The 15,483-nt window shown below is 62.0% G+C and carries 12 protein-coding genes; 11 read left to right on the top strand and 1 reads right to left on the bottom strand.

Features of this window, described 5'->3' with window-relative positions; all coding sequences use genetic code 11:
- Nucleotides 1-49: 49 nt before the first annotated feature.
- From HAP40_RS32160 to HAP40_RS32125, 8 genes are all read left to right on the top strand, one after another.
- A complete protein-coding gene (locus tag HAP40_RS32160) occupies nt 50-661 on the top strand; it encodes a DUF502 domain-containing protein (RefSeq protein WP_166813692.1) in 612 nt (203 codons plus the stop codon).
- Between the two features lie 273 nt (nt 662-934).
- Entirely contained in the window at nt 935-1,825 is an 891-nt protein-coding gene (locus HAP40_RS32155) for a formylglycine-generating enzyme family protein (RefSeq protein ID WP_166813694.1), read from the top strand.
- Entirely contained in the window at nt 1,825-3,534 is a 1,710-nt protein-coding gene (locus HAP40_RS32150) for an arylsulfatase (RefSeq protein WP_166813696.1), read from the top strand. The genes HAP40_RS32155 and HAP40_RS32150 overlap by 1 nt, the downstream gene beginning before the upstream one ends.
- A 78-nt stretch (nt 3,535-3,612) precedes the next feature.
- Nucleotides 3,613-4,626, top strand: coding sequence for an HAD family hydrolase (locus tag HAP40_RS32145; RefSeq protein WP_166813698.1), 1,014 nt, complete (start codon nt 3,613-3,615; stop codon nt 4,624-4,626).
- A 55-nt stretch (nt 4,627-4,681) separates the two neighbouring features.
- A complete protein-coding gene (locus tag HAP40_RS32140) occupies nt 4,682-6,319 on the top strand; it encodes an arylsulfatase (RefSeq protein ID WP_166813700.1) in 1,638 nt (545 codons plus the stop codon).
- A 252-nt stretch (nt 6,320-6,571) separates the two neighbouring features.
- Nucleotides 6,572-7,843: a DUF3300 domain-containing protein gene (locus HAP40_RS32135; RefSeq protein ID WP_166813702.1), complete on the top strand. Its 1,272-nt coding sequence runs from the start codon at nt 6,572-6,574 to the stop codon at nt 7,841-7,843.
- Nucleotides 7,844-7,924: 81 nt separating this feature from the next.
- Nucleotides 7,925-8,056 carry a hypothetical protein gene (locus tag HAP40_RS32130; protein WP_256380455.1) on the top strand — a complete coding sequence of 44 codons (132 nt, stop codon included), beginning with the start codon at nt 7,925-7,927 and terminating at the stop codon, nt 8,054-8,056.
- Between the two features lie 76 nt (nt 8,057-8,132).
- Nucleotides 8,133-10,046, top strand: coding sequence for an adenylate/guanylate cyclase domain-containing protein (locus HAP40_RS32125; protein ID WP_166813704.1), 1,914 nt, complete (start codon nt 8,133-8,135; stop codon nt 10,044-10,046).
- Nucleotides 10,047-10,053: 7 nt separating this feature from the next.
- On the opposite strand, the gene HAP40_RS32120 is transcribed toward HAP40_RS32125, so the two are convergent.
- The gene (locus HAP40_RS32120; protein WP_166813706.1) at nt 10,054-11,301 is read right to left on the bottom strand and encodes a cation:proton antiporter; all 1,248 of its coding nucleotides are present in this window, start codon (nt 11,299-11,301) and stop codon (nt 10,054-10,056) included.
- 1,692 nt (nt 11,302-12,993) lie between these two features.
- On the opposite strand from HAP40_RS32120, the gene HAP40_RS32115 reads away from it, so the two are divergent.
- From HAP40_RS32115 to HAP40_RS32105, 3 genes are all read left to right on the top strand, one after another.
- Nucleotides 12,994-13,818, top strand: coding sequence for an AfsR/SARP family transcriptional regulator (locus HAP40_RS32115; protein ID WP_166813708.1), 825 nt, complete (start codon nt 12,994-12,996; stop codon nt 13,816-13,818).
- 96 nt (nt 13,819-13,914) lie between these two features.
- Nucleotides 13,915-15,096 carry a hypothetical protein gene (locus HAP40_RS32110; RefSeq protein ID WP_166813719.1) on the top strand — a complete coding sequence of 394 codons (1,182 nt, stop codon included), beginning with the start codon at nt 13,915-13,917 and terminating at the stop codon, nt 15,094-15,096.
- 62 nt (nt 15,097-15,158) lie between these two features.
- Nucleotides 15,159-15,389, top strand: a complete 231-nt coding sequence (locus HAP40_RS32105) for a hypothetical protein (protein WP_166813721.1) — start codon at nt 15,159-15,161, stop codon at nt 15,387-15,389.
- The last annotated feature ends 94 nt before the right edge of the window (nt 15,390-15,483 follow it).

Raw genomic sequence — 15,483 nt, 5'->3', positions numbered from 1 at the left:
GGAATGTTGCGGGCCTAACTTGCGCAACGCCGGATGATGGGGAGGCGCGATGAAGCAGTTCTTGAAGACCACGGTCATCGGGGGCGCGTTGTTCCTGCTGCCCCTGGCTCTCGTCCTGGTGATCCTCGGCCACGCCATGCGGATCGCAGTCCAGGCGGCGCTGCCCGTGTCGCATTGGCTGCATTTCGACGAGGTCGGGAAGATCGCCGGCGTCGGCATCGTGACGATTCTGGCGGCGATTCTTCTTGTTCTGGTTTCTTTCCTGGCCGGCGTCGTGGCGCGGACGAGGGTTGGGGCAAACGCCAGCGCGTGGTTCGAAAATTCGTTTCTCGGCGGCATGCCGCAATACCAGATGGTCAAGAGCATGGCCCAAGGCCTTGCCCAGGCCGAAACCGCGAGCGATGAGTTCAAGCCGGTGCTGGTCAGCGCCGAAGGAGGCTGGCAGATCGGATACCTGCTGGAAGCGCTGGAGAACAACTGGATGGTCGTCTTCGTGCCGCAGGCACCGACGCCACTGGTCGGCAACGTGAGGTACTACCCGGGCGAGCATGTGAGGCCGCTCGACATCACCATGCTGCAGGCGAGGACGATCGTGAAGAACATCGGGATCGGTTCGGCGGCCGCGCTTCGAGGACAGGATCTGCGGAGCTCGCCGACCTGACTTCGGGGGGCGGGTTCCCGCCAAGGCTCGGGATTCGGTGAAGATGAGCATCGTGTTAGCTCGCACGAAACATGATGGACCAAGGTCCAACTAGGCCAATAAATGCCGCGCCTTAGAGTTTTGGCCTCTCTAGCCGGCGGTCATCAGGCGAACTGCTGCCGGACGCCTTGATAGCGCGGAGGATCCGACGTGAACATTGCGCAGACACGGATCGCAGATGTCGGCGAAGGCGGCCCCCCGAACGCGATCTTCATTCCGGGGGGGACCTTCCGGATGGGGTCGGATCGGCATTATCCCGAGGAGGCGCCATCTCACATGGTGAGCGTCGACGGCTTCTGGATCGATCGCACGCCGGTGACGAACCGCCAGTTCAAGGAGTTCGTGCGAGCTACCGGCCATGTCACGTTCGCCGAGGTCCCTCCGGATCCAAAGGACTATCCGGATGCCTTGCCGCACATGATCTACGCGGGCTCGCTCGTCTTCACGCCTCCGGATCATCCTGTGGATCTTCGCGACTACAGCCGATGGTGGACGCTGCTCAAGGGCGCGAATTGGCGCCGTCCCTACGGCCCGAAAAGCAATATTAAGTCGCTCGACGACCATCCGGTTGTGCATGTCGCCCATGCCGACGCGCTCGCCTATGCGCGATGGGCCGGCAAGGATTTGCCGACGGAAGCGGAATGGGAATTTGCAGCGCGCGGTGGCCTCGAGGGAGCCGAGTATGCCTGGGGGGATGAGCTCGCCCCGGGCGGCGTGCATCAGGCCAATACCTGGCAAGGTCACTTCCCGTTTGAGAACCGCTGTGAGGACGGCTACCCGCGGACCTCTCCCGTGATGAGCTATCCGCCGAACGGCTATGGCGTGTTCGACATGATCGGAAACGTTTGGGAGTGGACCAGCGACTGGTGGGCTCCGAAGCACCAGGCCGATGCGAAGAAAGCCTGCTGCATTCCCCAGAATCCGCGGGGCGGCTCCGAGCATGACAGCCACGATCCGTCACTGCCGCTCAGCCGCATACCGCGCAAGGTGATCAAGGGCGGCTCGCACCTTTGCGCGCCGAACTATTGCCGGCGCTACAGGCCGGCTGCGCGTCATGCCGAGCCGATCGACACGTCGACCAGCCATCTCGGGTTCCGTTGCGTGACACGTCCAGGGAGAGAGTGATGACTGACAAGAAGACGACGGAAGACTTCAGCCGCCGCAAGCTGCTCGCGGCCTCCAGCTCGCTGGCCACCATTGCCGCTTTCTCGGCGATGGCACCCGTCCAGACTGCGCAAGCGCAGGCGACCACCCCGCAGCCGTCATCCTCTGCCGGGGGAGCAAGGCCGAACATCATCCTGATCCTGTCGGACGACTTCGGTTACGGTGATTCCGGGCCGTACGGTGGTGGCGAAAATCGCGGCATGCCGACGCCCAACATCGATCGCCTCGCGGCTGAAGGCATGCAGTTCATGTCCTTCTATGCGCAGCCAAGCTGCACGCCCGGTCGTGCCGCGGTGCAGACTGGTCGCATTCCAAATCGCAGCGGCATGACCACCGTGGCATTCCAGGGGCAGGGCGGCGGTCTTCCTGCAGCAGAATGGACACTTGCCTCGGTTCTGAAGACTGCCGGCTACAAGACCTTTTTCACCGGCAAATGGCATCTCGGCGAGGATGATTACGCGATCCCGAACGCCCAGGGCTATGACGAGATGAAGTATTGCGGGCTCTATCATCTCAATGCTTACACCTATGCCGACCCGACCTGGTTTCCTGACATGGACCCCGAGCTCAGGGCGATGTTCACGAGGGTGACGAAAGGCGCATTGTCCGGAAACGCAGGCGAGAAGGCGAAGGAGGATTTCAGGATCAACGGCCAGTACGTCAACACGCCGGATAAGGGCGTCGTCGGCATCCCCTTCTTCGACGACTATGTCGAGAAGGCCTCGCTCGAATATCTCGATCGCAACAGGTCCTCGGGCCCATTCTTCATGAGCATCAACTTCATGAAGGTGCACCAGCCCAACATGCCGGCGCCCGAATTCCAGGGCAAGTCGATGTCGAAGAGCAAGTACGCCGACTCGGTCGTTGAGAACGACACGCGGATCGGTCGCATCATGGACAAGGTGCGGTCGCTCGGCCTCGACAAAAACACTTATGTGTTCTGGACCACCGACAACGGCGCCTGGCAGGACGTCTATCCGGATGCCGGCTATACGCCATTCCGCGGCACCAAGGGCACGGTCCGCGAGGGCGGCAACCGCGTCCCGTCCCTCGCATGGGGGCCGGGCATCAAGGCCGGCGCGAAGAACTCCGACATCGTCGGCGGCCTCGATTACATGGCGACGTTCGCGAAACTCGCCGGCGTGAAGCTGCCGGAGAACGATCGCGAAGGTAAGCCCATCATCTTCGACAGCATCGATATGTCCCCGATCCTGTTCGGTAACGGGAAATCGGAGCGCAAGAGCTGGTTCTATTTCACCGAGTCCGAGCTCACGCCTGGTGCCGCGCGTGTTGGCAACTACAAGGCCGTATTCAATCTGCGTGGTGACAATGGCGCAAAGACCGGCGGCCTGGCGGTTGACAGCAATCTCGGCTGGAAGGGACCGGAGTCCTATGTGGCGACCGTTCCTCAGGTCTTTGACCTCTGGCAGGACCCACAGGAGCGCTACGACGTTTTCATGAACAACTATACGGAGCACACCTGGTCTCTGGTTTCGATCAATGCCGCAATCAAGGAGCTCATGCAGACTTACGTGAAATATCCTCCGCGCAAGTTGCAGAGTGAGACCTATACAGGGCCCATCACGCTCACCCAGTACCAGCGCTTCCAGTTCTTCAGGGATGCGCTTGCGAAGGAAGGCTTCGCGATCGGACTGCCTACCGGCAACTAGATGCGATCGACGGAACGGCCCCGGATTGCGGGGCCGTTCCACTCTTGCGGCATACCGATTTGAACGAGGCTGGAATCCATGACGGAACTCCTGATCGACCGTCGTTTGATCGTGGCCGGTCTTCTGGCGTCGGCAGCCTCATTGTCTGTCTCCGGTGGCTCTGCGCTCGCGCAGTCCGACCCGCTACAGTCCTGGAACGAAGGCCCGGCCAAGAAATCGATCGTCGACTTCGTCTCCGGGGTGACCCGGGAAGGGAGCCCGGACTTCGTGCCGGCGGCTGAGCGCGTCGCGACATTCGACAACGACGGCACGCTCTGGTGCGAGCAGCCGATGTACGTGCAGCTCGCATTCGCGCTCGACCGCGTGAAGGCGCTGGCTCCCAGGCATCCGGAGTGGAAGCAGAAGCAACCCTTCAAGGCCGTTCTTGACAAGGACATCGCCGCGCTCGCAAAGGCGGGCGAGAAGGGCCTGGTCGAGCTCGTCATGGCGACGCATGCCGGAATGACGACCGCAGAGTTCGAGCAGATTGCCTCCGACTGGATCAAGACCGCGCGCCATCCGAAGTTCGACCGGCCTTATACCGAGCTCGTCTACCAGCCGATGCTAGAGTTGCTCGGCTACCTCAGGACCAACGGCTTCAAGACCTTCATTGTCTCGGGCGGCGGCATCGAATTCATGCGTCCGTGGAGCGAACGTGTCTACGGCATTCCTCCCGAGCAGGTCGTGGGCTCGAGCATCAAGACGCAGTTCAAGGTCGACAAGGATGGGCCGGTTCTGATCCGCCTGCCGACGATCGATCTCGTCGATGACGGCCCCGGCAAGCCTGTCGGCATCAATTCGCATATCGGCCGCCGACCGATTGCCGCCTTCGGCAATTCAGACGGCGACTTCCAGATGCTGCAATGGACCACCGGCGCGCGCGGCCGCCGCTTGGGCCTGATCGTGCACCATACGGATGCGGAGCGCGAATACGCCTACGACCGCAAGTCGCCCTTCGGCAAGCTCGACAAGGGCCTCGACGCGGCGAGCGCCAATGGCTGGGTCGTCGTCAGCATGAAGGACGACTGGAAGCGGGTGTTTGGCTTCCAATAGAAGGCACACGCGAACTGAAACTCGACCTCAACTATCGTTCCAAACGGAGAGAGACATGAACAACGATGGAAAGCGCGCCAAGGCGAGCACTGGAACTGTTGATCGGCGCAATATCCTGCTCGGGAGTACGTCATTGGCCGCGTCGGCACTTATCTCGGGCTCGCCCGTGCAAATGGCCCAAGCGCAGCAAGGGCCGGCTGCACCCGCGGCAGCGGCTCCATCGGGCCGTCAGCCTAACATCCTCGTCATCTGGGGCGACGATATCGGAACCTGGAATATCAGCCATAACAACCGTGGCATGATGGGCTACATGACGCCGAACATCGATCGGATCGCGAAAGAGGGCGTTTCGTTCACCGACTATTACGGCCAGCAAAGCTGCACGGCCGGCCGCGCCGCCTTCATTGGGGGGAACGTGCCGGTGCGAACGGGCATGACCAAGGTGGGCCTGCCCGGCGCCAAGGAAGGCTGGCAGAAAACCGATGTCACCATGGCCACGGTCATGAAGAGCCGGGGCTATGCTACCGGGCAGTTCGGCAAGAACCACCAGGGCGACCGCGACGAGCATCTGCCGACGCAACATGGCTTCGACGAGTTCTTCGGCAATCTGTATCATCTCAACGCCGAGGAGGAGCCGGAGAACCGCGACTATCCGAAGGACGCGGAGTTCCGAAAGAAGTATGGCCCTCGCGGCGTCATCAAGGCGTCGGCTGATGGCAAGATCGAGGACACCGGCCCGCTGTCGAAAAAGCGCATGGAAACGATCGATGACGAGACGGTTGCGGCGGCGACCGATTTCATCAATCGGCAGAAGCGCGCCAACCGGCCGTTCTTCTGTTGGTGGAACGCCACCCGCATGCATTTCCGCACCCATGTGCGTGAGGCGAACAAGAATATCGCCGGTCCGAACAGCAGCGAGTACATGGACGGCATGGTCGAGCATGACAATAATGTCGGCCAACTTCTCAAGCTGATCGACGATCTCGGCATCGCCAACGACACCATCGTATTCTACTCGACCGACAATGGCCCGCACTTCAATACCTGGCCCGATGCCGGCACGACCCTGTTCCGCAGCGAGAAGAATTCGAACTGGGAGGGGGCCTATCGCGTTCCGGCCTTTGCACGCTGGCCAGGCCAGTTTCCGGCTGGCACCACGCTCAACGGTATCGTCTCGCACGAGGATTGGCTGCCGACTTTCGCGGCCGCGGCGGGCGACCCCGAGATCAAGCAGAAGCTGCTCAACGGCGTCGACCTCAACGGCCGCCGCTATCGCAACTACATCGACGGCTACAACATGCTCGACTACTTGACCGGCAAGGCGAAGGAGTCGCCGCGCAAGGAGTTCATGTACGTCAACGACGACGGCCAGATCGTGGCGATCCGCTACGACGACTGGAAGGTCGTGTTCCTGGAGAATCGCGCCCAGGCGTTCGAGGTCTGGCGCGAGCCCTTTGTCGAGCTGCGAGTGCCGCTGCTGTTCAACCTGCGACGCGATCCGTTCGAACGTGCCCAGCACAGCGCAAACATCTACAACGACTGGTTCCTGTCACATGCCTTCGTCATCGTCCCCTTGCAGGCCATGGCCGGCCAATTCCTGAAGACGATGAAAGACTATCCACCAAGCCAGACACCCGGCTCGTTCAATCTGGAGAAGATCCAGAAACAGCTCCAATCCTCAAGCAGCGGCTAGCGGTGGATGGTTGGGGTTTTATTGCTCCGCGCGACTGCGCAACAGTGTCGTAATTGAGAGCCAATCGCCGGCGCGTCAGTGGACGCGTTGTCGATTGGGCGACGGTCAGCATAGTCGACGACTCGAAGCACGTTGCGGCTTACGGGAGGACGTCGACGCAGGTGCCTAGGCCAAAACTCAAATGCGAAAGGCGCTCTAGGAAAAAGGACGAAGAGCATGGTGACGAGGCTTTCGGCGGGGTGGTACCGAGTAATGTCGGCCTTGGTTCTTGTCGTCGGACTCATTGCGACAACGGCTGCGCATGCCCAGGCGCCGGCGGATCAGCAGCCGGCGCCGGCTCAGGCTGCGGCGCCGGCGGCCGTAAAACTTCCGGACGGACAGATCGAGCAGCTCGTTGCGCCGATCGCGCTCTATCCGGATGCGCTGCTGTCGCAGATCCTGATGGCGTCGACCTATCCGCTGGAGATCGTGGAGGCCGCGCGCTGGTCGCAGGACAACAAGAACGTCACCGGCAAGGCGCTCGAGGACGCGATGCAGAAGCAGTCCTGGGATCCGAGCGTCAAGGCGCTGACATCGGTCCCGCAGGTGCTCCAGATGATGAACGACAAACTCGAATGGGTGCAGCAACTCGGCGACGCGTTCCTCACACAGGAGCAAGACGTCATGGGCGCCGTGCAGAAGCTGCGTCAGCGCGCCGATGCCGCCGGCAATCTCAAATCGACGCCGCAGCAGAAGGTCACCAAGAGCGCTCCGCCGGCGGGCGTGTCGGCGCCCGTGGGCATGCAGCAGGCGATCTCGATCGAGCCGGTCAACCCGGACGAATATTACGTTCCGGTCTACGACCCCGGCGCGGTGTATGGCGCATGGGACTATCCCGACTATCAGCCGTTCTATTGGTATCCGCCGGGCTATGTCGCCGCGGGCGTGATCGGCTTCACCACCGCCGTCGCCGTCGGCGCAGCGATCTGGGGCGGCTGTAACTGGTGGAATCGTAACGTCTTCGTCAACGTCAACCGTTACAATCAGTTCAACCGCACCAACATCAGAACCAACAATTGGGCGCACAATCCCGCCCATCGCGGCGGTGTCGCCTACCGCGATGCCGGCGTGGCGCGGCGCTTCGGCAGCGGCAACACGCCGGCCGCGCGCGAAGCCTTGCGCAATCGCACCGGCGCTCCCGGCGGCAAGTTCTCGAACGCCGGCGCAGGCCGGGCCAGGACAGCGGTCTCGCAACGCACCGGCAATCGCGGCGGTGCCAGCGTGAGCCGCCGCACCAGCAGCAAGAGCGTCACGCGCGCCCGCACCGGCGCCGGCAACCGCGCCGCGATCTCGCACCGAAGCGTGACGCGCTCGCGGGTCAGCGGCCGCGTTGGCGGCGGTGGCCGGCCGGCTGCGATGCACAGAGGTGGCGGCATGCGGGCCGGCGGCGCCGCCTTCCATCGCGGCGGCGGTGGCTTCCACGGCGGTGGTTTCCATGGAGGAGGCCGTGGTGGCGGTTTTCACGGTGGTGGCCGCCGGCGCTGATCAAGGCCTGGGTTCATACATGTGCGCTCGCAATAACGGCATCGGCAATCACGGGCCCAGGTCGCTCCGGGATTCCGGAGCATGCGTGATCCGCTTGGCGCAGCTGCGGAGGTGGCCAACCTGACAAAGCACTGGGAGCCGGTCGCGCTGCTGCGGCGCGTGCTCCTTCGCATCAAGAGCTGGGAAAACTTCCTCTTTCTCGAAAGTCATTAGTGTGGCGGGGCCTGCGCCGCGGCGAAGATGGGAGGCTGATGTCAATGCTCTCGAACCGGGAGTGGCGAAGTCAAACATGAGCTTTCGCCTCACCCTCACGGCCTGCGTCATGTTCATGATCGGCCTTTTGGCCGCGCTGCTGCTTGTCGTTCAGGTGTTGACGCTGAACCTTGCCACGGAGGAGGCGGCGACCTCGACCATGGATGCCACGAGCCGCAGCACGATCTCCTCGCTCCAGCTGCAAGTCGAAATGTTGTCGCGCATGTCGCGGGCGCTGGCCTTCACCCCGGCGATCATGAATAACTCCATCGTCGACGACACCAGCCCGACGGTGGGAGTCCTCAGGGGAAATCTGGCGCAATGGCCGGCCCTCGACAGCATCTATGTCGGATATGACAATGGCCATTGGCTCCAGGTGCAGCGATTGGAGGGGATGAGCGGTCCCCAGCGCGACCGGGTCGGCGGCCCGCCAGAGGCTGCGTATGGCGTGACGACGACGAAATGGCTGGATGGCGAGGAATTGCCAACCAGGCGCGTGTTCCAGGACAAGGCGGGCAACTCGCTCGGACAGATCGACATTCCGTCCCGTGGCTATGATGCGCGCCAGCGCAACTGGTATCTGGACGCCCGCAAGGCGGGACACCTGGTGACCTCTGCTCCCTATCTCTCGTTCAATCTCGGTGTGCCCATGATCACCTTCAGCGTGCCGGTCGATGGCCAGGCGCACGGCGTGGTCGGATTGGACCTCAAGCTGGACAGCTACAGCAAATCGGCGCCGATCGTGAAATTCGGGAAGAAGGGCTATCTGCTGATGTTCGACGATCAGGGCACGCTGATCGTTCATCCGGACTACGCGGCGCTCTTTGAAAAATCATCCACCGACCCCGCGGGTCCGAGACTTCCCGGCGCGACCGATCTTCGCGATACGCTCGAAGGGAAGATCATCGCAGGCTGGGACAAGAGCAGTCCGTACAGAAAAAAGCTGGTCTCGACGGATGGCAAGGCGTATTTCGCTCGCCTTGAAACGATCGCGCTGGGGCCGAACCTGGCAGCGAGCGTGCTGCTGGTCGCACCCGAGGACGAATTCGCCGAAGGCATCAGGGCGCTCGACCGGAAGGCGAGAATCATCGCGCTAATCGCCTATCTGTTGTTCATCCCGGCCGCCTGGATCTTCGGAACGCGGATGTCGCGGACCATCGGCGACATCACGGTCGAGGCAGCCCGATTGCAGACGATGGCGCGACCGCCAAATGCGCCGATCGGCTCGCTGATCAAGGAGCTTGATATTCTGGCGCAGACCATTCACAAATCGCAACGGGCGATCTGGCTATTCTCCCGGCTCGCGCCGCGCGCGATCGTGAGCGGCGTGCTCGACAATTCGATTTCGACGGAACTCGGGGGCGCGCGCCAGGAAGTCACGGCGCTGTTCACCGACGTCAGAGGATTCACGACGATCGCCGAACAGGCCGATCCCGATGTCTTGATGCAGCAGACGTCCCGCTACTTTACCGCCCTGACGGAAGTCATCCTGCTTGAAGGCGGCACGGTCGACAAGTTCATCGGCGATGCCGTCATGGCTTTCTGGAACGCGCCCAACCCCCAAGCCGACCATTGCGAACGAGCCTGTCGCGCCGCCCTGCGAGCGAGAACGGCGAATGAAGCCATCAATCGCGAATTCGAAGCCGAAGGACTGTCTCCGTTCTTCACGCGCTTCGGGATTCATGTCGGCGAGGCCGTGGTCGGAAACCTCGGGTCATCGGAGCGCATGAACTATACGGCCCTTGGAAACGTCGTGAACCTCGCCGCCCGGCTGGAAGGCCTCAACAAGCAATATGACACCCAGATCCTCGTCAGCGAGAGTGTCTACACGCGTGTCCGGCAAAGCTTCGATTTTCGATACGTGGATGTGGTCGTTGCGAAGGGAATGGCGGCCGAAACGAAAGTCTACGAACTTCTCGGCGAGGCATCGAGCAACGACGTTGCCGCCTGAGCTGCCACTATTCGGCTTTTGACGGGACGTCGGTGAGGACGGCTTCTTCGGAGACCGCTCGAGCGGGCTCTTTCTTGACGAGCCCGGCGGCGCGCTGGGTCAAAATCAGTCCGACCAGAGACGACACGATGACGAGGACGACCGTGGCGTTCAGCATGGCCTGATCGATCAGCCTTTCCTTGGCAGCGTTCATGGTCGAGTACGCCACGAGGGCAACGGCCAGCGTTGCCGCCACCTGAGGGATGGTCAGCGAAAACATCAGGTCCCGATCCTGGCGGTTGTACCCGAGCAAGCGGCCCGCCGCCTCGGCCGCAAGCCACTTACCTCCGAACAGCGCGGCCAGCACGCCGAGAACGAGCAGAGGCTGATGGGCTAGCGTGCCAAAGAAGACTTTGAAGTCGACCAGAAAACCGGCGGTGATGAAGAAGACTGGGATGAACAGGGCCTGGCTCATGATCTCGAGCGAATCGTCGCTTCGAAACTCTCCGAACGCCCGTTTCAGGCTAACGCCGGCGAGAAAGGCGCCGATGATGCCTTCCATACCGATCCATTCCGCCACCTGAGCAGCCGCAGCCATCACAACCAGCATGATCAACGCGCTGGAAACCCGACTGGTCCCGAAAACGCGAAGCAGACGCTCGACCAGCCAGCTCAGCCCGATGACGATACCTGGGACGTAGATTGCGAGCCAGATAATCGTCTCCAACACGCCGAGCGGCTCGAAGCCTCGAACATGAATGGGCACACATACCGCCAGCACGAAGATCGACAGCATGTCGGTCAGAAGCGTCGCTCCGACCGTTACGACGGTCGCCTCCAGGTTCATCAGTCCCCGGTCCTTGACGATCGGCAGTCCGAGCAGCGTGTGGGAAGCGAGGATAGAGCCGATGACCGCGCATGCATTGTTGGAGTAGCCCAACGCTGCTGCAAGTCCGAAAGCGAAGATGAAAGGGCAGGCGAAGGTGAGAATTCCGAACGTCGCCGCCTTGTTTCGCGCGCGCTGAAACTGCGCGATGTTGACCTCAAAGCCCGCAAAGAACATCAGCAGCAACTTGCCGAGTTCGGAAAAAAATCCGACGACCTTGCCGTCGGGATTGAGGATGGCGAGCACATTGGGGCCGAGAAGCACGCCCGCCAGAATGTATCCGACCGGACGCGGAAGATGCAGGCGCTCCATGAGGTTTGGAAGCACCAGAGTGAGCATCAGCGTCAGTGCAAAGGACGTCAGTATGGGTAAATGGGAAAAGAACTCCAACGCGCTCCCCCGTGCGTTAGGCACCGCAATTTCGCTATTTTAGAGCACTTTTCCGTCGAATGGAACTTGCCGCTATGGTGCGCTGCGTGCGTTATTTGGCACGGTTTCGGCGGCGTTGCCTCCGACGCCAAAATGCTCCGGTTGTTTATTTGGTTGCTGCTGCTTGAGATGGCCTGCCGAAGGATGTTGCAGTCAATGCAAGCCCCTCAGCGACGGCCGCGTTGGGCCTGTGTCGCACCCCGTCAACCCCTCCCCACCAAAATATTCCACTTTACCGAAATTCGGAAATGGCGTATGTCTTACCCATCCCGGCTCACCCTTGAGGGGCGATCGTGTGGTCGTCACGTTCGCGAGCCGGGGCTTGCGGTGGACGCGGCAGCGTCGGGCGCGACAGCTAGGGGCAGGGCGGATTGCTCTCCGTGAGCCCTGGGCATCGCGCGGACGAACGGCGCTGCTAGGCTTCGTCTCGTCTGTAGGTTTCCGGCTCCGTCGACAGGGCTGGAAAAACTGCGGCGAAATGGCGGGCCGTGCGTACGGCAAAACCGTGTGGTCCTGGCCGTCGTTGCTACGGTCAAGCTCTTGCGGAGGCGGCATCTGCGTCAACCGGCGCGGGCGCCGGTGAATTCTGCGAGGCGAGGGAGGCCAGAAGGAACTCGGCTCCCGGGAGAGCACGGCATAAGCCGTCCGACCATCGCGCAGGGAAGGCCGAGTGATCGGCACCACCTGTATGCTGCTGTGCGGTTTTCTGCGTGTGCATTTTGCGCGGCAGACCGCGGGTGCGAGGTCAGCACCCGGCCTTCCCTGCGCCCTCTTGGACAAGAGGGTGGAGCGATCAAGCAAAGCTCGGGTGAAATCAGCCGCGAGAATGCAAGGCTGTGTCCGCGTTCGAGAACCGAAGCTGGATGGAGGGGCATCCGCGATGGCATTGCGTTCGACCTGCCACGCCGCTCTCCCGCAACCGCTCGATGCAGAGCCGCTCGATCAGTTTTTCGAGAGCGTCCCTTACCGGGGGTCCTCGCCGCGTGAGCAACGAGGCCGGCGATCGTCACGGGCGGAGCGCGATGACCCCACGGGCCTATCCCCCAAGCCGCCAATTGCCGCACCACCGGCACAGCGACTCTCTGACGCACTGCCTCGTATGCGCTTGGTGTCTGCGGTTCCAGCCTGAACATGGCAAGTGCACGACGCCCGCGTGCGACGCCGGCGTGGGCCGATCGATGGTAGGCCAGTGCGGCGGAGGTCTCGAGCAACCTTCAATGCAGATGGCAGCGAGCGCAAGCAGCGACGAGAACGCTGCGTTCGTGGAACAACTCACAACCATCGCGCGACGTCACGACACTTGCACCGCGTTCGTCGCGACATGTCATGCTGCGTCTCGCGCAGTTGGTCTGTTTTCGTCGTCGACAAATGCATCAAATGCGAGCGATCGCTGCGCTTACAACTCGCATTCTACCTATGGGCTATCTCACACATTGAAGATTTGCAGTCTCACAAATTGCTGAATCGACGCCGAGCGACATCCATTGCTTTGTCTAATTCAGGTTGTATGGTGGCCATAAGAGCATTTCGACTTGGTCGATGACGTGTGGGACGGTGGGTGCTGTCCGAATCGTCGGTGATCATGATCACAAGAAAAGTGTTCGGTAGTGAATAATATGAGGGACAGAAGACAATGACCGAAGGAAAAGGACAATGTCGCTGCTCCAGATCAATCTCTTCGGCGGGGTCGAGGTAGTCTCTGCTTCCGGCGAGTCGGTGTTGATCCCCAGTCGCAAGGCTGCAACTCTTCTAGGCTATGTCGCGCTCAGTTCCCCACGGGCCATTTCACGCGGCAAGCTCGCTACCCTGTTATGGGATGGTCACTTCGGCGATCGTGCGCGTGCCAGCCTTCGACAAGCTCTGCTCACCTTGCGGCGTGTGCTGCCGCACTATCCCGATGTGATCTCCGCCGATCGCGACGACATCCGTATCTGCCCGAATGCCATCAGTACCGATGTCGGGGAATTCGAGCGGCTCCTGAGGGAGGGCGATCCCGAACGGTTGGCCCGTGCGGCGCTGCTTTATCGGGGCGACCTTCTCGAGGGTATCAGCTCGACTTCATGCCAATTCGAGGCCTGGCTGTCTGCCGAGCGCCAACGATTGCGAACACAGGCGATGCAGGCGCTTGCGGGCCTGCTGGACGCCGGCGGGCGCGAACACACGGATATCGCGATCGCACTCGCGCTGCGTATTCTTGCGGTCGATCCGCTTCAGGAGGGGGTCCATCGCATCTTGATGCGCTGTTATGCGCAACAAGGTCGCCGTACCGACGCGTTGCGCCAGTATGATCTTTGCCGCTCCGTGCTGTGGCGGGAAGTTCGCGCCGTGCCGGAGCAGGAGACCGAACAGCTGCAGCGCGATATGCGCCGCATGTTCCACGCTTCAACGAGATCTGCCTCACTCAAATTGCCCCGCGCCAAAAACTTTGACGCAACTTTCACGCTCGACGTGACACCTGCATCACGGTCCTGGTCGTAGCCTTAGCCGCTCGCACAATCGTGCGTAGTGATCCCGGCTCCCTTTGGGGAGCGCGTGTCGCTCGCGGGTCAGGCACTTCATCAGGAGATTTCGATCATGACTGGAACACAGCAGCAATTTGAAGATTACGGCCAATTGGACCCGCAGGGAATATTCGGCTCCATCCTCGGCGGTGCGGCCGGACGAGTTATCGGCAATCTGCTCGGCGGCAAGAAGGGAAAGACGATCGGCGGCGTCGTCGGTAACATCGGCGGAGGTTTCCTGCCGTTTTCCGCCGGTCCGGACATGGCGCAAGGTTCGGCGCAGGTCTCCGACATGGAGCTGCAGAGCTTCTGGAGCGTGCTGAAGAAGATTGGCCAGGGCGTTCAGACCGGTGTGAATATCGGTCACCAACTCGGCGTGTTCAGCGCCGGCCAGCCCGGCCTGCAGACGGCTGCGGCCGCGCCGCCGACCGACATGGAACTGCAGGACTTCTGGAGCGTGCTGAAGAAGATCGGCCAAGGTGTCCAGACCGGCTTGGATGTCGGCAAACAACTCGGCGTTTTCAGCGCCCAGCCCGGCTTGCAGCCGGCTGCAGCCGCGCCGCCGACCGACATGGAGCTGCAGAGCTTCTGGAGCGTGCTGAAGAAGATCGGCCAAGGCGTTCAGACCGGTGTGAATATCGGCCAGCAGCTTGGCGTGTTCAACGCCGGCCAGCCGGGTCTGCAGCCGGCCGCGGCCGCGCCGCCGACCGACATGGAGCTGCAGAGCTTCTGGAGCGTGCTGAAGAAGATCGGCCAGGGCGTCCAGACCGGCTTGGATGTCGGCAAACAAATCGGCGTTTTCAGCGCCCAGCCCGGCGTGCAGCCGGCCGCGGCCGCACCGCCGACCGACATGGAGCTGCAGAGCTTCTGGAGCGTGCTGAAGAAGATCGGCCAGGGCGTGCAGACCGGTGTGAATATCGGCCAGCAGCTCGGCGTCTTCGACGCCGGCCAGCCCGGCCTGCAGCCGGCCGCGGCCGCACCGCCGACCGACATGGAGCTGCAGAGCTTCTGGAGCGTGCTGAAGAAGATCGGCCAGGGTGCCCAGACTGGCCTCGATATCGGTCGCCAGCTCGGCGTGTTCAACGCCGGCCAGCCCGGCCTGCAGCCGGCCGCGGCAGCACCGCCAACGGACATGGAGCTGCAAAGCTTCTGGAGCGTGCTGAAGAAGATTGGTCAGGGAGCCCAGACCGGCCTCGATATCGGTCGCCAGCTCGGCGTCTTCAACGCCGGCCAGCCCGGTGGCACGATGCACTAGACCCCACCCGGAGAGGGCGGGCGCAAGCCCGTCCTCTCCGCACAAATGTGAATGGAAGCCAGATGGCGGATTCAAACGCGTCGCAGGAATTCATCGTGCAGGGAGACCCGGTCCAGTCCGGTCAGCTCAACGAACACTTGCAGCGTGAACCCGGCGTGAAGCGAGTCGCGCAGATCGCACCCGACGTCGTCATCCTTTCGATGACGAAGACCCAGGCCGACCGCCTGAAATCGACGTTTGCCACGCTCGTGGTCGAACCGAATTCAGCGCTGAAGCAATTCGATGCCGACTGATTTTGGTGGGCAAACATTGGACACGCAAAACATTGAGGAGGCCGCAGATGGCCACGAGAGGCAAATCAGGAACTTCCGGGCGGACTGAGCACGA

Source organism: Bradyrhizobium sp. 1(2017), from assembly GCF_011602485.2.
GTDB lineage: Bacteria > Pseudomonadota > Alphaproteobacteria > Rhizobiales > Xanthobacteraceae > Bradyrhizobium.
The sequence above is the reverse complement of the archived record's forward strand: the minus strand, read 5'-3'. Positions and strand labels throughout refer to the sequence as shown.

What these genes read in the sequence shown, in the direction of transcription:
- HAP40_RS32140 (WP_166813700.1), top strand. Translation starts at nt 4,682, where the DNA reads ATGAACAACGATGGAAAGCGCGCCAAGGCGAGCACTGGAACTGTTGAT.
- HAP40_RS32160 (WP_166813692.1), top strand. Translation starts at nt 50, where the DNA reads ATGAAGCAGTTCTTGAAGACCACGGTCATCGGGGGCGCGTTGTTCCTG.
- HAP40_RS32110 (WP_166813719.1), top strand. Translation starts at nt 13,915, where the DNA reads ATGACTGGAACACAGCAGCAATTTGAAGATTACGGCCAATTGGACCCG.
- HAP40_RS32105 (WP_166813721.1), top strand. Translation starts at nt 15,159, where the DNA reads ATGGCGGATTCAAACGCGTCGCAGGAATTCATCGTGCAGGGAGACCCG.
- HAP40_RS32115 (WP_166813708.1), top strand. Translation starts at nt 12,994, where the DNA reads ATGTCGCTGCTCCAGATCAATCTCTTCGGCGGGGTCGAGGTAGTCTCT.
- HAP40_RS32150 (WP_166813696.1), top strand. Translation starts at nt 1,825, where the DNA reads ATGACTGACAAGAAGACGACGGAAGACTTCAGCCGCCGCAAGCTGCTC.
- HAP40_RS32135 (WP_166813702.1), top strand. Translation starts at nt 6,572, where the DNA reads ATGTCGGCCTTGGTTCTTGTCGTCGGACTCATTGCGACAACGGCTGCG.
- HAP40_RS32125 (WP_166813704.1), top strand. Translation starts at nt 8,133, where the DNA reads ATGAGCTTTCGCCTCACCCTCACGGCCTGCGTCATGTTCATGATCGGC.
- HAP40_RS32130 (WP_256380455.1), top strand. Translation starts at nt 7,925, where the DNA reads ATGCGTGATCCGCTTGGCGCAGCTGCGGAGGTGGCCAACCTGACAAAG.
- HAP40_RS32155 (WP_166813694.1), top strand. Translation starts at nt 935, where the DNA reads ATGGGGTCGGATCGGCATTATCCCGAGGAGGCGCCATCTCACATGGTG.
- HAP40_RS32145 (WP_166813698.1), top strand. Translation starts at nt 3,613, where the DNA reads ATGACGGAACTCCTGATCGACCGTCGTTTGATCGTGGCCGGTCTTCTG.